At 54.5% G+C, this 18,339-nt stretch carries 19 protein-coding genes and 1 tRNA gene; 8 read left to right on the forward strand and 12 right to left on the reverse strand.

The genetic code is table 11. The features are described from left to right. The first annotated feature begins 10 nt into the window (after nt 1-10). Nucleotides 11-586, forward strand: coding sequence for a transcriptional regulator (locus QQZ17_RS03240; protein WP_152401619.1), 576 nt, complete (start codon nt 11-13; stop codon nt 584-586). Here the strand turns inward: QQZ17_RS03240 and QQZ17_RS03245 are convergent. Both QQZ17_RS03245 and QQZ17_RS03250 read right to left on the reverse strand, forming a co-directional pair. Further along, nucleotides 583-1,173 (reverse strand): LysE family translocator, encoded by a 591-nt coding sequence (locus tag QQZ17_RS03245; RefSeq protein ID WP_152401616.1) that lies wholly within the window; start codon nt 1,171-1,173, stop codon nt 583-585. The two genes, QQZ17_RS03240 and QQZ17_RS03245, sit on opposite strands and share 4 nt — an antisense overlap. 37 nt (nt 1,174-1,210) lie before the next feature. Next, nucleotides 1,211-2,056: an AraC family transcriptional regulator gene (locus QQZ17_RS03250; protein WP_152401613.1), complete on the reverse strand. Its 846-nt coding sequence runs from the start codon at nt 2,054-2,056 to the stop codon at nt 1,211-1,213. A 169-nt stretch (nt 2,057-2,225) separates the two neighbouring features. Between QQZ17_RS03250 and QQZ17_RS03255 the strand changes: the two genes are divergently transcribed. From QQZ17_RS03255 to QQZ17_RS03270, 4 genes are all read left to right on the forward strand, one after another. Further along, nucleotides 2,226-2,301: transfer RNA gene (locus tag QQZ17_RS03255), tRNA-Phe, on the forward strand. A gap of 363 nt (nt 2,302-2,664) precedes the next feature. Beyond that, on the forward strand, nt 2,665-3,114 hold the full coding sequence (locus QQZ17_RS03260) for a hypothetical protein (protein WP_152401611.1): 450 nt from the start codon (nt 2,665-2,667) through the stop codon (nt 3,112-3,114). 51 nt (nt 3,115-3,165) lie between these two features. Further along, the gene (locus QQZ17_RS03265) at nt 3,166-3,903 is read left to right on the forward strand and encodes a hypothetical protein (protein WP_152401609.1); all 738 of its coding nucleotides are present in this window, start codon (nt 3,166-3,168) and stop codon (nt 3,901-3,903) included. Further along, the gene (locus tag QQZ17_RS03270) at nt 3,896-4,531 is read left to right on the forward strand and encodes a hypothetical protein (RefSeq protein WP_152401607.1); all 636 of its coding nucleotides are present in this window, start codon (nt 3,896-3,898) and stop codon (nt 4,529-4,531) included. Before QQZ17_RS03265 ends, QQZ17_RS03270 begins: the two co-directional genes overlap by 8 nt. Before the next feature lie 276 nt (nt 4,532-4,807). Here the strand turns inward: QQZ17_RS03270 and QQZ17_RS03275 are convergent, their stop codons facing one another. Continuing rightward, the gene (locus QQZ17_RS03275) at nt 4,808-5,173 is read right to left on the reverse strand and encodes a FaeA/PapI family transcriptional regulator (RefSeq protein ID WP_152401605.1); all 366 of its coding nucleotides are present in this window, start codon (nt 5,171-5,173) and stop codon (nt 4,808-4,810) included. A gap of 168 nt (nt 5,174-5,341) precedes the next feature. On the opposite strand from QQZ17_RS03275, the gene QQZ17_RS03280 reads away from it, so the two are divergent. The 3 genes from QQZ17_RS03280 to QQZ17_RS03290 are packed head-to-tail and all read left to right on the forward strand — an operon-like array spanning nt 5,342 to nt 7,754. Next, nucleotides 5,342-6,070 (forward strand): winged helix-turn-helix domain-containing protein, encoded by a 729-nt coding sequence (locus QQZ17_RS03280; protein ID WP_152401603.1) that lies wholly within the window; start codon nt 5,342-5,344, stop codon nt 6,068-6,070. Then, nucleotides 6,063-6,530 (forward strand): FidL-like protein, encoded by a 468-nt coding sequence (locus QQZ17_RS03285; RefSeq protein ID WP_152401601.1) that lies wholly within the window; start codon nt 6,063-6,065, stop codon nt 6,528-6,530. Before QQZ17_RS03280 ends, QQZ17_RS03285 begins: the two co-directional genes overlap by 8 nt. Nucleotides 6,531-6,581: 51 nt before the next feature. Then, entirely contained in the window at nt 6,582-7,754 is a 1,173-nt protein-coding gene (locus QQZ17_RS03290; protein ID WP_152401599.1) for an HD domain-containing protein, read from the forward strand. A 33-nt stretch (nt 7,755-7,787) separates the two neighbouring features. On the opposite strand, the gene QQZ17_RS03295 is transcribed toward QQZ17_RS03290, so the two are convergent. The 9 genes from QQZ17_RS03295 to QQZ17_RS03335 are packed head-to-tail and all read right to left on the reverse strand — an operon-like array spanning nt 7,788 to nt 18,334. After that, nucleotides 7,788-8,525, reverse strand: coding sequence for an SDR family oxidoreductase (locus QQZ17_RS03295; RefSeq protein ID WP_178823923.1), 738 nt, complete (start codon nt 8,523-8,525; stop codon nt 7,788-7,790). Between the two features lies 1 nt (nt 8,526). After that, nucleotides 8,527-8,778 carry an acyl carrier protein gene (locus QQZ17_RS03300; RefSeq protein WP_152401597.1) on the reverse strand — a complete coding sequence of 84 codons (252 nt, stop codon included), beginning with the start codon at nt 8,776-8,778 and terminating at the stop codon, nt 8,527-8,529. Next, complete coding sequence (locus QQZ17_RS03305) at nt 8,765-9,571, reverse strand: MaoC/PaaZ C-terminal domain-containing protein (protein WP_152401595.1); 807 nt, start codon at nt 9,569-9,571, stop codon at nt 8,765-8,767. Before QQZ17_RS03305 ends, QQZ17_RS03300 begins: the two co-directional genes overlap by 14 nt. Beyond that, nucleotides 9,568-10,821: a beta-ketoacyl-[acyl-carrier-protein] synthase family protein gene (locus QQZ17_RS03310; RefSeq protein ID WP_152401592.1), complete on the reverse strand. Its 1,254-nt coding sequence runs from the start codon at nt 10,819-10,821 to the stop codon at nt 9,568-9,570. The genes QQZ17_RS03305 and QQZ17_RS03310 overlap by 4 nt, the downstream gene beginning before the upstream one ends. Then, nucleotides 10,808-12,187 carry a TolC family protein gene (locus QQZ17_RS03315; protein WP_152401590.1) on the reverse strand — a complete coding sequence of 460 codons (1,380 nt, stop codon included), beginning with the start codon at nt 12,185-12,187 and terminating at the stop codon, nt 10,808-10,810. Before QQZ17_RS03315 ends, QQZ17_RS03310 begins: the two co-directional genes overlap by 14 nt. Beyond that, entirely contained in the window at nt 12,184-14,115 is a 1,932-nt protein-coding gene (locus QQZ17_RS03320; RefSeq protein ID WP_152401589.1) for an ABC transporter permease, read from the reverse strand. Before QQZ17_RS03320 ends, QQZ17_RS03315 begins: the two co-directional genes overlap by 4 nt. Nucleotides 14,116-14,118: 3 nt before the next feature. After that, on the reverse strand, nt 14,119-15,270 hold the full coding sequence (locus tag QQZ17_RS03325) for an efflux RND transporter periplasmic adaptor subunit (protein ID WP_152401587.1): 1,152 nt from the start codon (nt 15,268-15,270) through the stop codon (nt 14,119-14,121). Then, the gene (locus tag QQZ17_RS03330; RefSeq protein WP_152401584.1) at nt 15,267-17,375 is read right to left on the reverse strand and encodes a peptidase domain-containing ABC transporter; all 2,109 of its coding nucleotides are present in this window, start codon (nt 17,373-17,375) and stop codon (nt 15,267-15,269) included. Before QQZ17_RS03330 ends, QQZ17_RS03325 begins: the two co-directional genes overlap by 4 nt. 8 nt (nt 17,376-17,383) lie before the next feature. Further along, complete coding sequence (locus QQZ17_RS03335; RefSeq protein ID WP_152401581.1) at nt 17,384-18,334, reverse strand: ABC transporter; 951 nt, start codon at nt 18,332-18,334, stop codon at nt 17,384-17,386. Nucleotides 18,335-18,339 lie beyond the last annotated feature (5 nt).

Here is an 18,339-nt window from a genome sequence, read left to right on the forward strand (position 1 = left end):
AGGAATGACCGTGCAACGTGAAGATGTCCTGGGAGAGGCCCTAAAATTACTCGAGATCCATGGGATTGCGAACACCACGCTGGAAATGGTGGCTGAGCGCGTTGATTATCCGCTCGACGAAATGCAGCGTTTCTGGCCGGACAAAGAGGCTATTTTGTATGACGCGCTGCGCTATCTCAGCCAGCAGGTGGATATCTGGCGTCGCCAGCTGTTGCTTGATGACTCCCTGAGTGCTGAACAAAAGCTGCTGGCCCGCTACAATGCGCTGGCAGAATGCGTGAGTAATAATCGCTACCCGGGTTGCCTGTTTATCGCCGCCTGTACGTTTTATCCCGATCCATCACACCCCATTCATCAACTGGCGGATCAGCAGAAAAGCGCGGCGCACGACTTTACCCACGAACTGCTGACCACGCTGGAGATTGACGATCCGGCGATGGTTGCCAAACAGATGGAACTGGTGCTGGAAGGCTGTCTGAGCCGCATGCTGGTCAATCGCAGCCATGCGGATGTAGAGACGGCGCATCGTCTGGCGGAAGATATTCTGCGCTTTGCCCAGTGCCGTCAGGGTGGCGCGCTGACCTAAGCCAGCCCTCCCGCCCACGCTGAAATCAGCAGGCACAGCGCCATCAGACGCTGAAAACGCACCATCGCCACGGTGGTGCGAAACACCCTGTTCACTGCCTTCCCCAGCCACGCCCAACACAGCAGGCATCCGATAGAGATCAGCAAAAACCACAGCGCCATGAACGCAATATCGCGCAGCGCATGACTCCCCGTCGGCGCAAACAGGCTCACCACCGCCAGCGCCATCATCCACGTTTTCGGATTCACCACCTGCAAAAGCGCCGCCGCCCGCGCGGTAAAACGATGAGATTGCTTTGCGGACAAATTCGCGGCCGGGGCGCTATATAATTGCCAGCTCATCCAGCTTAACCACGCCACGCCCCCCCAACTCATCACCTGTCGCACCAGCGGATACTGACGCAGTATTTCCCCTGCCCCGGCACCTGAAATCAACACAATCATACTCGCCGCCACACAGCCACTGATCAACGCAGGCAGCGTCGCTTTCACACCATGATGCTGGCTGTTCGCCAGGATGAGGATATTGGTGGGACCGGGGGTGATAGAGGCAACAAACGCAAACAGCAAAAATGGCGCGATACTCACAGGCAGACTCCTTTTTAGTTGAGTTCTGACTGTGACCTTATTTCCTGCAACCGTCTGGAAGGTTTGTGCACAAACGACGGTAGTGCGCAGGCGAAATGCGATACGCACGCTGGAACCAGCGCCCAAGGTGGCTTTGATCGGCGAACCCCAGCGCCGCCGCCACATCAACCGGCAGCGCACCCTTCCCCAACATCTGGCGTGCCTTTGCCAGCCGAAGCTGAATCAGCCACGCGTGCGGCGCCAGGTGAAACTCGCGTTTAAAGCTGCGCGTCAGCGTAAAACGGTCCGTTCCGGTTTCGCGCGCCAGATCGGAAAGGCCAATATTGTCGCCCATATGCGCATGCAGATAATCACGGGCGCGATGGGCTATCGCTGCGCTCTGTATCTGTGAAGGAAGACGCTTTCGCCAGTGGCAATGGGTGGTGAGTTGCGAAAGAAGATTATCCATCGTGCTTTGCTGCACAATGCGCATCTCTTCGGTATGCAAGGCGCTAAACGTTTCGCCGATGGCACGCACCAGTTGCGGCTCACGCGACAACGTGCGGCTAAAATGCAGGGAATAGCGGTCCGGCGTGGTGTCATAAAGGCCCTGCAACGTTTTTGTCAGCCACTGTTCATCCAGATAAAAGGTGAGATAGGTAAACCCACCGGCCATCGGCGCATCGCCATCGTGAATCTCACCCGGTTCCAGTAAAAAAGCATCACCAGGCTGGCTGCGGTGACGTTCACGCCGACAGTGAAATTGCTGCGTGCCGGAAAGGGTAATGCCGACCAGATAGCTGTCGTGCCAGTGCGGATCGAACGCATGCCCTTCAAAATGGGCTTTGATTGTTTCAATACCGGTATCGGCATGTTGTCGCAGCTCAAGCCAGTCGTTTGCCATACTGCCCTCCTCTCGCTGTCAGCATTGCCTGTTCAGAACGCGTCTGTCTGGAATATTTGTGCAAACTGAATGCAGAAACGCACAGATTGCCGCAAACTTAAGCAGTTGAACAGCTTTCCCCTAAATTTGGTTGACTGTCAGGCATGATTACGGTTTAATGCGCCCCGTTGCCCGGATAGCTCAGTCGGTAGAGCAGGGGATTGAAAATCCCCGTGTCCTTGGTTCGATTCCGAGTCCGGGCACCACTATTTAGAAGAACCCGCCTATGGCGGGTTTTTTGCTTTTGGCGAAACGGACTCCTCCATCGAACTCCGTTCGATTATTCGCCGCGAGCGACTCATCCCTTCGGGGCCAGCGCGACAAGCGCGCTGTTCAACGCCTCCGGCCTTAGTCCGAGTCCGGGCACCACGTCTTCAGAGAACCCGCCTCCAGGATGTTTTTTTGCTTTTGGGGTTCTGACCATTAACAGCAATCATCCTATTTTTACCTCGCCATTTAATTTCCCGTCTTAGAAAACAACCTATAGTGCCAATACCCCAACCTCTTGATCTCTATTCTGGCGTGTTACATTGCAGTCATTCGCACAGATGCTTCCCCAGGAGAATGAGATGACAACCCATCATTACAAAGACATCAAAAAAGCGATTCAAGTCTATGCTCATGATATGAATCACTGGTGGAAAAACCTGCAAAGTGATTCTGTCGCTGAATGGGTACTACTCACAAGCTTCGCTTGTTGGGGAATTCCGAATCGCGTCTTTCAGCTTGCCGCTTTTTTACTCACACTGATTTTTTTCGCGGGTAAATTGTTAAAACTGCACCATAGACATTCATTTATTGACTCAGAGAAATATATCTCAAAGAGGATCGTTGAAGCGCCTATTTCGGATGCAGAAAAAAGCGCACTTCATCTGCGCTTGAGTAAAATCAGAAAATTCAGACGTAATAAAAACGTTGTTTTTATCCTTAAACGAAACTGGCGTTTTTTAGCCGGTTACGGCTATCTCATGCTCTCGTTTGTTTATTTATTGAATCCAGGTTTTTTTACATTAGATTAAACACTTAATCATGATAAAAAACAGTTGTTACCTCATAGCAAGGGCACTTTTATGCTACAGGCAATATTAAACGGAAAAGCACGGCGAGTAAGCCTGGAAAACGGTGATGAACAGAGCTGGCGTTCGGTATTCCAGCGTTATGAGGATCTGCTTACGGCGGCATTCTGGGGACGCATAAGTTATCTGTCAGAAGAATCGCTGCATACAGTGCTTACTTCACTGCTTGATGTTGATGTTAGAAGTTGGGGAAAATTTGAGTCCATTGTTTTCTGGCCGAAGTACGATTTCCCGCCAAAGATCGATGATCATGTCACGCGATGGGTGAGTGAAGAAGATAACTATGCGGAACCCGATGTTATTCTAAATTTCACCCACGCCGCACTGCTCGTTGAAGTGAAACCCCCAACAGGCGGGCAACAGTATCAACAGCAATGGTGCAAAGAGATCTATGGCTGGCAAAACAGTGAGGATCAACAATCTACCCTGCACTTTTTAGCTCTGGGAAATCTGCCGGAAAAGCATACCGCATGGTTTGCTGAACTCAAATACTGTTTTCCTGAAGTAACGTTTCACGGACTGGAATGGCGCACGGTCAGAGAAAAAATTCAATACTCTGCGACGGAATGGGCAACGCAACAAGAGGGGAGAATTATCCAGGATTGCCTGAATGCGCTTGCATTGTATGGCATCCATTCTCCACTCCAGTCCTGGCAGCCGCTTTTGGACTATTTATCATCGCAAAACCTTCCCACAACCTACTCTTTTTTTGAAGGAAACTCACATGTCTGATCCTTTTACTGCTGTCAGGCAAGCACATCGGATTTGCGCCGCTTATTATCAACAACTCTTTCCTCTACTAAATGAAACCGCGCAAAAACTGGATACCACCTTCCTGGTCTGGAATACGTGGAGCTTTAATAAGCCTCCGCAATCAAATAAAAATCCTTTTGAGTCGTGGAAATGGGACTACCTTCCCATCATGGACGTTTCATTTGTTTTCAGCCGACAGCATGAACCCGGAACCCCCATGACCACACGGGATTATGTTCTCGACTTCAAGCTGATCACGGACAGTGAACTTCTCTATGAGCAGCGTCAGAAACAATATGGAAAAAACAGTGAACCGCTTGCTACTGAGCTAAAAATCTCTGCACAAGATGCCAAAAGTTATCTGTGCATTTATCTTTTTTCACCAACCGAAAATGATGCCACTTACGCTACGCCTTATACCCTGTGGAATAGTTATGATGGCTACCCGGAGCCTGATGAAAGCATCTATTTCTCTGACAATAAGGGCGTTAAGGGGACCGGCATTTTATTACCCCTATATACGTTAGCGCAGAAAAAAGGATGCGAGTGGCTGGTTGACAAGATTAATACACAGCTAACACATCTGTTATCATATAAAGAGAGTTAAAAAATGGTTGCCCGTTGAAACTATGCTTCACGGGCATCTGACAGGCCAGTCTATTCGCAAATGTTATACACTGTTAAAAAGTGTTAAGCGTTACTCTTGTTCTTATCGTAAAGATATGGGTCACACGCGCCCTATGCGCGATACATAAACAAAATGGACTAAAGGCAATAGTGTGAGTGCGAGAATATTAAAATTTTATTGAGATTTTTCCTAGTATTTTGCGAGATAATAATCAGTATTTTCCATATCCCCAGGGTTATCTAATTGACTTTCTGGTCATTGTTGCAAATGAAAATACCGCTTGTTAGAATGCCAATCAATATCTGTAGAGTCCTTTGACAAAAACCACTGATGGTGTTTTTGCATTTTATCTCTTATAACCTGACCATATTTCTCCAGCGGAAGAAGTAAGTGTCTGACTTTATAAATTGAAACGCCACACAGATCGGCAAGCTCCCTGGTCGACAGGCCTTGAGTACTGCGATCTTTTAATAGATTGAGAATAAAAACTTGTTCCGGACCCCTGATCATCGCCAGGTCACTTATTCCCATTTCCGCCGCTAACATCTGCAGATTGTCATGAGGTACGTTGTAGCCTGGATGTGCTGCACCCGGGTTATATGAACACAGCGAGAGTTTCATTACAGACTCCTGGATTTTGAAGGTGTTAGCAGTATGCGTTCTCCTGTGTCAACCAGCAACATTAGCTTGAAATGAATGTAAATTCAGGATTTTTATCTAACATTTACGCCGTTTTATTAAAAAAAAGCTGCGTGTTAGAGAAAAGCAAGGTTTAGGGTGGAGATGAACATGAGGTTCGACATTGAGGGATTTATCACTTTTGACACCGAGGATGCGTCTCTCGTAAACCTGTTGACTGGGGATTGCGTTGAATTATCCCAAACCTCTACGCGCCTGCTGGCAGAATTGCTCAATCACCACGGCGATATCCTTTCGAGAAATGAAATCTTTCAGGCCGTTTTTGATAAATACGGTGCCAGAGCGTCAAATAGTAATCTAAATCAATATATCTCAACATTGCGTAGAAACCTGAATGATCTGGGCGTCGAAAAAGAAATCATCGTCACGGTTCCCCGTATTGGTTTCAAAATAGCGGAAGATGCCATTATCAATAACGATCGTGAGTATCGAACCCCATTTCTCGAAGAAAAGGAGCCTGAGCCGCAACCCATTGAACCGCAAAAAAACGGTTTTAAGCGGTTTACCCGCATTATCGCCCTGGCAATCGCCTTTCTCCTTCTCATAATAAATCCCGAGTCATTCAGGGCCGACACCGATATACAAAAAATGGTTAAGGGCCAGTGCGTCATTTTTATGCCCTCTTCACTCTCGTTGCGAGAGGTGACAAAAAGTTTTGACTTTGTCCCGCAACCGTTCGATTGCTCACAGCAAAAGGAGTTGTACATTTACAAGCAGCAGGTAAAAGGTGCCCTGGGCGATACTGTACAATTGCTCCTGATCAAATGTGATAAAGACAGTTGCATGAGTTTTTATTACAGAGAAAAAAATAATGCCTAAACAAGCCATCTTGCTTTTGAGCTGTGTCGGTCTCTTATTGATCGGCACCGTTTACTGTTTAACCCGGGTTCCGGTTTTCTCTTGCGAGTCACAGTTTTCTGTCATTCAGAGTATCAACGGTGACAACATTCGGGCCGAAGGGTTAATTTTTGTTCACATGACGGACGAGCAACTTCTTGTCAATATTGATGGCCTTCTCACACATAATGAAAAAAAGTATTTAATCTCGCGAACGCTTAAAATGAAATATGAAACGTACAATGCCAATGCGAATCTGTATAAGATAATGAGTGTCAAAACTATACATGATAATACTGACAATGTTGATGATGAGATTGCTAATAGTTTGTTATTTGGTAAAGGCCCGAACGATAAAATAATTTTTCTAAAAAAACTCAATAAAAATGTCATACTATTTGGTAACCACGCATTCCCGCAATATGGTTGCAAACGAGATTAATTTGCGTGGTTTTCTTTCATGAAGCACAGCGAAAGTTAAATTGCTCATTATATGAATATAAAATTAATAGAATCACTGGCTTGCATCTCAAAAATAATAGACATGATTAACCCCAGGCTTAACCTGCATCATGTCAGAACGGCATTTATCGCCTGGCACCTGGCCCGTGAGTCCCGGTTCACGCCGGCACAGTGCAGGAAAACCCTGCTGGCGGCCCTGCTTCATGATATTGGAGGGTTGAACGAGGAGTCACGCCTTCAGCCCCTCAGCTATTACGACAATGAACTCAATAACCACGCGGCCGTCGGCGCGGAATTACTGGCCAGTGTCCCTTTACTGACCCCGTTAAGTCCCATTGTTCGCTATCACCACACCCACTGGGATAATGGGAAGGGTGACCATGTTAACGGTGAAAAAGTGCCCAAAGAGAGCCATGTTGTTTATCTGGCGGATCGTCTGGATGTTTTAATCGCCCATTACCGCTCCAGCGATATAATATCGGTAAAAGATGAGATTATTAATATAATTGTTGGCGGCGAACACATCCTGTATAACCCCGAATTTATCAACGCATTCAGAAAAATAGCAAACTGCGAGCACTTCTGGTTAAAAATTAAATCCACAGAGTTCGATGATTACATCCAGGACATCCCCCGCATCCATAACGACTCCATCTCTTTGCATAACTTTCGCGATATCGCCACCATGCTGGCGTTTATTATTGATGGGTTCAGCCAGAACGGCGTCCAGCACTCTCTGGTCGTCGGTCGTATATCCGGTTTTCTGGCCAGAGAAATGGGGATTTCCCCGGTCCGGTGTCTGAAAATCGAAATAGGTGGCCTGCTGCACAACCTGACGTCTCTGGCGCTGTGTGCCGCGCCAGCACATACCGGGGAAGAGAATGCCGTCTGGGATGAACTCTATCCTATTGAAGCCATTCGGGATATTTCCCGCTGGTGCCAGATCCAGAAGACGGTGATTGCACAAGCCGCGCATCCTCCGGAGGTGAAGATTCTGAAAGCCAGCATCTGGCTGGCGTCATTGCTGCAGGGCGTCACGCTGTCGTCAGAATTTAAAGCGCGCGTTGGAGAAACCGCAGAAATCGCCCCCGAACTGGCGGGCATTGTGCGACAAAATTGTGGGGCGTTATTGCAGATCTTTCAGGAGTCCGTCAAAGAGCGACGCGCCCTGGTTCAGAGAATAAACCAACTCAGCCTGTCCTGAACCGCGAGACGTCGTTCTCGCGATTTCCCCTTATCAGGCGGACAAACCGCCGTCCAGCACCAGCGTCTGACCGGTGAGGTAACTACTCCCTTCTCCAGCCAGAAATGCGACCGCGCGGGCAACATCCTGCGTACGCCCGAGACGGCGCAGAGGAATATTCTGCCGCATCGCTTTTAATCGGGCTTCCGGAATAGCCTGAACCATTTCACCTTCAATCAATCCCGGTGCCAGACAGTTAACCCGAATGCCAAAGCGCCCCACTTCTCGCGCCAGTGAATGCGTCAGCCCAATCATCGCTGCCTTGCTGGCCGCATAAGCCGTCTGTCCACTGTTGCCTTTAATAGCCGTCACGGACGACATAAACACAATCGAACCGTTGCCCTGGGTCATCATGGCGGGCAGCAGGATACGATTCCAGTTGACCACCGCGACCAGATTATTTCCCAGCACCTCCTGCCAGTCGCGTGCTTTCTGGTGGATGTGCAGCGCATCATTAGTCATGCCAGCGTTATGGATGATGGCGGCGGGCGCGCCATGCACGTCAAGCAGCGACGTGGCTAACTGCGCAACGCTGGCTTCGTCGCTGCCGTCACAGCGAAATCCTTTTACCCAGGTCGATGTACTCTGGCTTTTCGCGATGTCCAGCGTGTGAGCGATACCGACCTCGTTACGACCAGTAAAGACAATGTTCCATTCGGGCAGCAGGTGACTCACGAGCGCCTGGCCGATTCCCCGGCTGCCGCCAGTGATGAGCATCCATTTCTTTGCCATATCAATCCGCCATTTCCTGCGCAATGCGCTGGCTGAGTTCGCGAAGCGTCATGGTTGGATTTTTCATAAACATTTCGGGGTTAAGCGTGACGTTAAATTCACGCTTCGCCAGCACCATCAGCTCAACATAGTCGAGACTGTCCAGTTCCAGTTCAGGCAGCGTCGTCTCTGGCGTCAACGCCTCCGGCGTCAGGTCTTTTGCGTCGCAGATCATTTCACTGATTTTGTCGTAGATCATTTCATGCTGGCTCATTCGATTTTCCTTTTGTCAGCGCGCCGACTTTAAGCGTCACGGCATTGCTAATGTAGTGATGTTGATAACAGGTTCGCGCGGCGATTCGCACCACCACCGCGCCACTCGCAAGATCGCCAACCACCAGGGCGGGCAATGTGTCGATTTCAAGGTTTTCCGGTAGCGACTCTGCTTGCCAGGGAGCCAGCAGATGGCTGTCGAAAATGACTTCCTGATGGGTTTGCACGACAGGAAAGTGAGAAAACAGCGCATCCAGCGTCCGACACGTCGGCAAAATGGCGGCAATGGCCTGCTGGCGTAACAGCGCAGTATCCTGAAGAAGATGACGAAACAGCAAAGCATCGAGAAAGTGCCATTGCTGAGCATCGGGAAGCAACGGCATGAACGTCTGATGCAGCGCAGCCAGCGCCGCTGTATCCAGCACCCGCCGGCTTTCTCCATCGGCCAACGGCAGGTGGTTTTCCGGTGTAATCTGGCAGGAAAGGCAGGCCTCTTCGGCAGAAAACTCGCGCACCGATGCCGCAACACGTTTATTCACATCGCGCGTCAGGCGATAGGCGGTATCCCGCCACAGCGGTCGGCGCAAACGCACGGTACATTTCAGAAACGGGGCGTCATCAACCGGCGGGCTGATAAACCGTTTTACGTCCAGCAAGGCGCGCATGCCATGCACGCTGAGCCCGCTTCCCCCCTGCGCTTTCACCCACGCCTCGTCAAAATGCACCGGGTTGTAATCGCCCGAAAACGCGGCCCAGCGTCGGGCATCCTGTTGACCGTAATGAAGGGGCATCATACGTGCTTCTCCAGAACCAGCGCCGCATTCGCGCCACCAAAGCCGAAGCTCAGATTCAGCGTGCGACGGACATTGCCCGCCCGATGGCCTTCAACCACATAATCCAGATCGCAGCATTCATCCGCCTGCTGGAAATTGGCCGTTGCGGGGATAATGCCGTTGGCGATCGCCTGCAGACAGACGATGCTCTCGAAGGTGCCCGCCGCGGAGATTAAGTGCCCGGAGTACGATTTCGTACTGGAAACCGGAATAGACCACACGGCGTCCCCCAGCGCCATTTTCAGCGACTGCGTTTCATTGATATCGTTCAGCGGCGTCGAGGTGCCGTGGGCGTTAATGTAGTCGAGTTGATCCGGCTCCAGCGCCGCCTGTTGCAACGCGTGGGTAATGGTTTGTACGCGGGCCAGACAGTCTTCCGCCGGCGAGGTGAAATCCCACGCGTCAGAGAAATTGGCGTAGCCCGTAATCTCGCCGAGAATCGTCGCGCCGCGTGCCAGCGCCCCTTCGCGCTCTTCCAGGCACAGCACCGCCGCCCCTTCCGACAATACAAAGCCGCTACGATGGGCGCTAAACGGACAGCTGGCGCGCTGCGGATCCGACGCCTCCTTACTCAGTGCGCCCAGCACGTCAATGTTCCACACCGCGCAGTGGCTGGTGAGAGACTCTCCGGCACCGGCCAGCATCATCTTCGCCCTGCCGCTGCGGATCACCTCGTAAGCGTCGCCAATGGCGATCGTCCCCGTCGCGCAGGCGGCAATCACGGTGTTCTGATAGCCATTGAGTCCCCAGTACTGGCTGCAGGCCGCGGTGGTGACGCTGGGCATCGAGTAGAAACAGTTAAACGGCGAGGCGACGCCCGTGGTCGCAAACTCACTTTGCGCGTCGTAGCTTTCGTCCAGCCCCGCCCAGCCGGTCCCCATGATCACGCCGCAGTCGAGCGTGCTGTAGTACTCCTGCGGCGGCCTGACGCCAAAAGCCATCGTCATCGCCTGACGCGCCGCGCCGACGGTCAGCCGGGCAAAGCGCGGCAGCCGACGGCGAATAACCGCAGGAATACCTGCCAGGCTCGGTTCGTTATCCACCAGCCCGAGAAAATGGGTTTTGATATTCAGCGCCGTTTTATCGACGTAGCGATAGCCCAGGCGGTTATCCATCATCGCCTGCCAGCTCTCATCAGCCGTTGCGCCAAGTGGGGTCACGGCGCCATACCCGGTAACGACGACCCGCTTAAATTCATTATTCAGCTTCATGTTGCATCATCCTGTATTGCGTTTCGCCACCCCCTTGCGCCAGCCAGAGCTGCAACGTGGCGTAGAGGTAGTCGTATTGGGTTTGTGCGAGGGAGTTCTCTAACGTCAACAGATCGTCCTGCGCGTTCAACAACGTCTGAAAATCCACGGCGCCCGCGCGATAGCGGCTTTCCGTCAGGGTTAAACGCCGCTGGCTGAGGACCAGCGACTGGTGAAGTCGCGCGCGTTGTTCATCGGCGCTCAGGCGGTTCTCCATTGCCTCATCCACTTCTGCGAGCGCCGCATAGGCCGTCGAGCGAAAGGTTATCGCCGCCTGTTTTACCGCGAGATCCGCCTGCTTCACGGTGAGTTCTTGGGTATTCCACTGGATAAACGGCAGCGTCAGCGCGCCGCCAATCGAGCGGATCGGGTCGCTGAACCATTGACTGAAGATCTGACTGCCGGCATTCAGCGAGGCATCAAGAGAAAGTGCGGGATAAAACTGCAGTCGCGAGGCGTCGTAACCGGCAAGCGCCGCACGCAGGCGCGACTCTGCCGCCTGAATGTCAGGCCGCTGCGCGATCACCCGCAGCGGTGTTTTTTGCGCGATCGGCACCTGCTGGTTGGCATCCAGCGCGGGCGATTCATCGGCATGCTGCTCCGCCGGTCTGTTGAGCAACAGCGCCAGCGCATTGCGCGTGTTCTGGCGCTGCTGAACCAGCGTTCGCCACTGATTCTCTCGTTCCAGCAGGGACTGCTGCGACTGCAACACATCGAGCTGGCCAACCTTCCCGGCGTTAAACCATGACTGCACCTGCTGCACGGTTTGCTGCGAGATAGCCAGACCGTCACGCTGATTGCGAATCTGTTGGTTATACAGCGCGATACGCCAGTAAAGCTGGGCGGTGGTGCCCATCGTGGTAAGTACCGTCGCATGGTAATCCTGCTCGCTCGCCACCGCTTCCCATTCGCTTTGTTCACGGGTTCGTGCCAGTTTTCCCCACAGATCCAGTTCCCAGGCGATGGTGATGCCGCTGCTGTAGCTTTCCTGCGACGATGTCCCACGGCGCACGTTTTTGCTGTTACTGGCGGATCCGCTAACCGCCACGTCAGGTGTCATATTGGTGTCGGTTAACCCCGCAGCAACGCGCGCCTGCTGCACGGTGATCGCCGCCGCAGCGAGATCGTTATTGCTTTCCAGCACCTGTTCAATCACCCGCGATAGCCGGGGATCGCCAAAGCGCTGCCAGCCATATTCCGACACCGTGTCGGTAGCAGGTTGCCACCGTGTGGGCAATGACAACAGCGGCCGCTGGTAGTCGCTGCGGGTCAGCGAGCTACAACCAGCCAGCAATAAGAACACGGGTAACAAAAGGAGTCTTTTCATTCGCGAGCCAGCGCCTCGGTCGGATTGAGGCGAGCCGCTCTGCGCGCCGGAAAATAGCCAAACGTCAGACCGATCAGGGCGGAAAACCCACAGGCCATCAGCACCGGGAACGCGGTGAACACCATCGAGAACGCATCGGTCGCAAAGGCGAAAAGATGCCCCGCCACCCACGATCCCAAAACCCCCAGCAGGCCGCCGAGGGCGCAGATCATCACCGCCTCAATCAGAAACTGGTTCATGATGTCCGAGGGACGCGCGCCAACCGATAAGCGGATGCCAATCTCATGGGTCCGTTCGGTCACTGATACCAGCATGATGTTCATCACCCCGACGCCGCCCACCAGCAAGGAGATAGCCGCAATGGCGGTGATCAACAGCGACAGGGAGTCAGAGGTTTTTTGCAGCGCGTTTGCCAGCTGATCGTCGGTCTGGATAAAGAAATCTTTTCGGCCATGTTCCCGCAACAGATGACGCTCCGCTCGTTGCGCTGCCTCATGCGGTTCCAGCGGCGGTTGAAAACGCAGAATCAACGATTCCAGCGGCTTTTCGCCGGTGAGCCGCTGCTGTAATGACGTATGCGGAACCCAGGCAGTCATAAATCCGCCCACCACTTTCGGACCGGGTCGCGTCGCCACGCCGATTACCCGCCACGGCGCGCCGCCAATCTGGACTATCTCATCAAGCGGATTTTCACCACCGGGGAACAGCGTATCGCGCCCGGTCTCATCAAGAATCAACACCGGTTCGCCTTCCGCGACGTCGCGCGCGGTAAAACCATTTCCCTGCACAAAACGCAGCCCTTGCAGAGCAAAAAAGTCCTGAGAAACGCCGGAGAGCATCATGGAGGAGTCGAGCCCCTTGCGTACCGCGAGCGTTGTGCTGCTGACCACCGGCGAGACGCCCATGATCCACGGCTGCGTCTGCAAACTGCGCACATCGTCCATCGACAGCGCACGCTCCATGTCCGGGCGCTTACTGCCCCACCCCGTACCGGGATGGATCTCCAGCGTGGTACTTCCCAGCTTGCCAATCTCGCTCATAATCGCCTGCCGTGCGCCTTCACCTACCGCCATCGACGACACCACCGACGCAATGCCGATGATGATCCCCAACATGGAGAGAAACGCGCGCATCCGGTGTCCGAGCAGCGAACGCCAGGCCATGCGGACCGACTCACGAAGACGGCGCCCCAACGAGGCGCGCCCGTTATCCTGCTCCGGCAGCGCACTCGGTCGGCGGGCGGCGGCGTGCTGAACATCGCTAATCATCCGCCCGTCGCTGATTTCAATAATTCGCTGCGCCTGTCGGGCGACGTCGCGATCGTGGGTGACGATGATGACCGTGTGCCCCACCGCATGTAGCTGGTGCAGCACGTCCATCAACGCTTTGCCGCTGACGCTGTCGAGCGCACCGGTAGGTTCATCCGCCAGAATGATATGCGCACCGTTGATCAGCGCCCGACAGATGCTCACGCGCTGCTGCTGCCCGCCCGAAAGCTGGGCAGGACGATGCTGGAGCCGGTTTTCCAGGCCGAGCTGGCCCGCAAGCCGCTGGGTGCGCGCTTTGCGCTCGGCTTCCGACATCGCGGTGTACAGCGCGGGAATGGCGATGTTCTCTTCCGCCGTCAGATACGGCATCAGGTGATAGCGCTGGAAAATAAACCCCAGATAGCGGCTGCGCAGATCGGCCAGGTGCAGACTGTCAGCGTCATGCACCGGCGTACCGTTGATCAACACCTCACCGGAAGAAGGCTTGTCCAGACAGCCGATGATGTTCATCAGCGTGGATTTCCCCGAACCAGAGGCGCCCACAATCGCCACCATCTCACCGCCGTGGATGGTCAGCGAAATATCGCTCAGCACCGCAAGCGTTTCGCTCCCGGCGCTGAATGTCCGGCAAACCTGGCGTAAGACGATAATCGGTTCCATCCGCTACCCTCGCACCGTGTCCTGCGCCAGCACCACGCGATCGCCAGCCTGCAATCCCTCCAGCACTTCGGCGTACTGCCGGTCGTTGATCCCGATGCGGATCGTGCGGGTGCGCGTTTTTCCGTCTTCAACGGTGGTGATGGTGTATCGCTCGGTGTCCAGCGCCTGCCCGAGCGCGGCGACCGGCACGCGCAAGACGTTTTTTGCTTCGGCGGTCTGAATAAAGACCTGCGCCGTCATCGACGTTTTGAGCTCGCGCTCAGCGTTAGGCACTTCAAAGGTGCCGGTGTAGTACACCGCCATCGCCTGTTGATTGCCGCCCATTCCGCCTTCGCCGGGCGCTTCCAGCGCTTCCTGCGGCGCTGGCTGCACGAAGCCCATCGTACCGGTGTAGCGTTTATCCGGGTTGGCGATGACGTAGAAACGCAGCGGCTGGCCGGGGCGGATTTTTTGCACGTCGGCTTCAGAAATGCGCGTTTGCACCTGCATGGTATCGAGATCCGCCAGCACCAGAATGGTCGGTGCCGTTTGCGAGGAGACGATGGTTTGCCCTTCACGGGTGACAATGCCCAGCACTTCGCCATCGATAGGCGCCACAATGCGGGTATAGCTGAGGTTGGCCTGCGCCGTTTTCACCGCCATCTCCGCCTGCACAATCTGCGCGTCACTCACGTCAATTTGCTGCACCTGCGCATCGTATTGCGCTCTGGCCTGTTCATATTCACTGCGCACGCCGGAGCCATCGCGCAGCATCATGCTCTGGCGGTTCAGCTCCTGGCGATAACGTAACAGCGTCGCCTGCGCCGACAGCTTTTGCGCTTTGGCGCTGGCCAGTTGTGCGCGCGTGTTGTTCAGATCTGACTCCTGCAAAGTGGGGTCAATTTCCGCCAGCAGTTGCCCTTTCTGGACCTTCTCGCCCTGGCGCACGTACAGCTTGCGCAGTTGTCCGTTGACCTGCGCGCCGACGTTAACCTGCACCGCCGGTTTCAGAACCCCCGTCACCAGCACCACCTTTTCGATATCGCCAGTGCCAATGGTCTCCAGCGGTAAATTCTCCTGCGGCGAGGTCGAGGCCATCGTCACCCACGTCCCACCGACCGCAACGGCCAGCGCCAGGCCGCAGCCGATCGGCAACCAACGGGATTTCAGCGTCATACGTTGACCTCCAGCGGGCTGAGTTTGCCTTCAGTGAGTTGATAAACCCGCTGGAACCGCGACAGAATCGCGTCGCTGTGGGTGACCACAATCAGTGACTTACCGGCTTTCTGGCAATGCGCGTGAATCGTCTCCATCACAATGGCTGCCGTGTCGTCATCAAGATTGGCGGTCGGTTCGTCGAGCAACAAAATCGGACGCGAACTGTACAGCGCACGCGCCAGCAATAACCGCTGACGTTGACCGAGCGAAAGCGCCGCATGGCTTTCACGGATCAGGGCGTCGATACCGCCCGGTAATCCACGCACCACCTCACCCAGCGCGAGGGATTCCAGCAGCGCCTCAATCCGCCCACGGTCACGTTCACGGTAGTGCGCATCGAACAGGGTGATGTTTTCGCGAACCGAGGCATTAAACAAAATATCCTCCTGACTTTGCAGGCAGACAAACTGCGCCAGTTGCTGCGCCGGGAGCGCGGTGTCAGCGGCATAACAGCCACCCGCCTGAGGAGAAAACAGTCCGGCAATCAGCCGCAGTAAGGTGCTCTTACCTGCGCCGGATTCACCGACAATCGCAATCTGCTCGCCCGCGCGCAGCGACAGCGAAACCGACGACAGCACCGGTCTTGCAGGATCGTAGCCGTAACACAGCGACTCAAACGTCAGGTCCGGCACCGTATCGGCGGGAGGCTGTGCCGCCAGCGGTGCGGGTGCGTCTTCGTCTCGCGGCGCAAACAGCGCATGGGCGCGGGTGTCTATCACATTCAACTGAGATTTCTGAATGATGGCGTAGAAAATCCGCGTAACGTAGGAGGTGAATATTTGCCGCAGGAAGCTGTAGGCAAAAAAATCGCCCAGTGAGATCAGTTTGTTGTGCACCATCGGCAGGACCACCAGCATGAACACCACCATCTCCAGACTCCCGGTGAGCTGATACAACCCCTCTTTCACCTGCTGATAGACCTTCTGGCGCTGCAGACACGAAAACAGATCGCGGCTGAAGTTGGCAAACTGCCCCTGACGCTGACCTTCCAGTCCGGCGGTTTTGACGGTCAAAATGCCCTGAATGGTCTCCATGAAAAAATCGTTCAGGGTGGCGCTTTTCAACTGCAGTTGCTGGGTGAACCAGCGGTCGCGGATCACCGCCCAGACGCTGATGATCCCCATCACCGTGACGCCGACGGCGGAGATCGCCGCCAGCACGGGCGCAATCCAGAACATGACAGCCAGTGCGATCGCGCAGATCACCCAGTCGGAGCGCAGGCCGTTATCCAGTTCAATTTTTTGCAGCAGGCCAATCTGCCAGGCCGTGAAGCGGCTGAAGATCTCCCCCGGCGCCCTTTTTTCGAAAAAGCGCAGCGGGTTACGGAGCAGGCGGGAAAATCCCACGCCGCTGTGGATCAGCACAAAGCGTTTGATAAAGCGTTCGCTAACGACCCGCACACCGAGCGCCATCAGTGAAGAGGCGACAAACGCCAGGATAAACCAGCCGTAGGGAAAGCCGCTGCTTTCCACGCTGGAGAAGGCCTGGTTGATGGCGCTGCTTACCATCGTCGGCATCAGAAACAGCGTTAGCGAGACGAGAAAGGTCAACAGCATCAGCCGATAGATCCCCGGCACCGCAGCGGTCTCCTGCATACTCATCGCCCGCGGCGCACTCTGCGCTGTTGTCGGCAACGGTAAATCAGGGTCGGCGGCTGACGCTTGCTCAGCTTCGACAATCAGGGCATAGCCGCTGATCTCCTGCTTAAGCGCGGCAAACGGCAGCCACTGCTCGCCAATCGCCGGATTCATCACGCAGACGTGGTTGCCTTTGCGCCAGGCCAGCAGGACATAGTGGCTCGCGCCGTAATGCAAAATGGCCGGCAGCGGCAGACTGCTCAGCTCATCGTGCTCAAACAGCACCGGCGTCGTGGCAATGCCCAGTCGCGCCAGGATGCTCATCAGCGTATCCAGCGAGGTACCGTGATCGGACGCCGGAAACAGCTCGCGCAATGTAGCCAGCGAAACGGGCTGCCCCTGCGTCTGCGCCAGCATCGCCACGCACGCCAGTCCGCATTCGTTGGTCTCTTCCTGAAAGATCAGATTCGGGATCGTGGTTGTCATTTTTATCATCAATGATTAATAAAGAAGAGAGAATGGCTGTGCCAAAGGAGCCACTCCTGCGGATGTTCACGCAGAGTGGATTCAATAATGCCGGGCAGCGCGTGGGCGACGTTCTGGCTGCTCACCGGTGGATGAATGTGGATGCGCAGGCCGTTGTCATAACTGAGGTGATAAAACACCACCTGCGCCGCAATCACCCCGGAGAGGCGAACCACGCCATTGTGTAACTTCGCGCTGCGACCGAATAAACGACACGGCAATTTCGCTGCCAGCGCCCCTTCGGCCTGTAAGGTGTAGTCCGGCGAAATATCGGGAAAAATAATCATGTTCTGCTGCCCGGCGGCGACATCGGTGATGAGTCCCATCAGGCTGCCGGCCAGCGTTTTGTTCTGCTGATGAATGGAGCAGTAGGAAAGGTCGATACCGCCAAGCGCGCGAGTCTGCGCGTTATAAAGTTCAGCGCTGGAAGAGACCACCACGCTGGCTTTGCCTGGCGTGACGCAGGCACCAACCATCGCCGCCAGTACGTCCGACACCGTATGTAACGGTGCCAGAATGTAAGGTATGTTCTGCTGATGCAGTGGTGCGACAACCGCGTCGAGTTCAGACGCGCAGGCGCGGATCTGCCGTAACAGCTCTGGGTTTTGTCCCCAGGTCGCGGCTTCTTCCAGCAGTCGGCGACGCACGGCAACCCAGACCGCGTCCACCCGACCAGTTTGCCCGATCAGGCAACGGGCGTTTTCGTTTGCCACGGCATTGCGTAAACGGAATGGACGCCCCAGCAACCGTAGCGCGCAAAGTCCTTTCGCCACGGTCAGCAACGCAGGCAGCGGCAGATAACGCACCATTTTTCGCAGCAGAAGCAGCCTTCCCTGAGAAAAATCACGTTTCGCGTTATACAGCCATCCCGTGCTGTTTTTAAAACTAAACACGCTCCAGATAATAAAAAATCTGACCACCGGGG

It is taken from the genome of Citrobacter sp. T1.2D-1 (assembly GCF_950098555.1).
Classification (GTDB): Bacteria; Pseudomonadota; Gammaproteobacteria; order Enterobacterales; family Enterobacteriaceae; genus Citrobacter_A; species Citrobacter_A telavivensis.

Coding starts and splice junctions, on each gene's coding strand:
- QQZ17_RS03250 (WP_152401613.1), bottom strand. CDS start 2,056: ATGGCAAACGACTGGCTTGAGCTGCGACAACATGCCGATACCGGTATT.
- QQZ17_RS03260 (WP_152401611.1), top strand. CDS start 2,665: ATGACAACCCATCATTACAAAGACATCAAAAAAGCGATTCAAGTCTAT.
- QQZ17_RS03265 (WP_152401609.1), top strand. CDS start 3,166: ATGCTACAGGCAATATTAAACGGAAAAGCACGGCGAGTAAGCCTGGAA.
- QQZ17_RS03270 (WP_152401607.1), top strand. CDS start 3,896: ATGTCTGATCCTTTTACTGCTGTCAGGCAAGCACATCGGATTTGCGCC.
- QQZ17_RS03275 (WP_152401605.1), bottom strand. CDS start 5,173: ATGAAACTCTCGCTGTGTTCATATAACCCGGGTGCAGCACATCCAGGC.
- QQZ17_RS03280 (WP_152401603.1), top strand. CDS start 5,342: ATGAGGTTCGACATTGAGGGATTTATCACTTTTGACACCGAGGATGCG.
- QQZ17_RS03285 (WP_152401601.1), top strand. CDS start 6,063: ATGCCTAAACAAGCCATCTTGCTTTTGAGCTGTGTCGGTCTCTTATTG.
- QQZ17_RS03290 (WP_152401599.1), top strand. CDS start 6,582: ATGAATATAAAATTAATAGAATCACTGGCTTGCATCTCAAAAATAATA.
- QQZ17_RS03295 (WP_178823923.1), bottom strand. CDS start 8,525: ATGGCAAAGAAATGGATGCTCATCACTGGCGGCAGCCGGGGAATCGGC.
- QQZ17_RS03300 (WP_152401597.1), bottom strand. CDS start 8,778: ATGAGCCAGCATGAAATGATCTACGACAAAATCAGTGAAATGATCTGC.
- QQZ17_RS03305 (WP_152401595.1), bottom strand. CDS start 9,571: ATGATGCCCCTTCATTACGGTCAACAGGATGCCCGACGCTGGGCCGCG.
- QQZ17_RS03310 (WP_152401592.1), bottom strand. CDS start 10,821: ATGAAGCTGAATAATGAATTTAAGCGGGTCGTCGTTACCGGGTATGGC.
- QQZ17_RS03315 (WP_152401590.1), bottom strand. CDS start 12,187: ATGAAAAGACTCCTTTTGTTACCCGTGTTCTTATTGCTGGCTGGTTGT.
- QQZ17_RS03320 (WP_152401589.1), bottom strand. CDS start 14,115: ATGGAACCGATTATCGTCTTACGCCAGGTTTGCCGGACATTCAGCGCC.
- QQZ17_RS03325 (WP_152401587.1), bottom strand. CDS start 15,270: ATGACGCTGAAATCCCGTTGGTTGCCGATCGGCTGCGGCCTGGCGCTG.
- QQZ17_RS03330 (WP_152401584.1), bottom strand. CDS start 17,375: ATGACAACCACGATCCCGAATCTGATCTTTCAGGAAGAGACCAACGAA.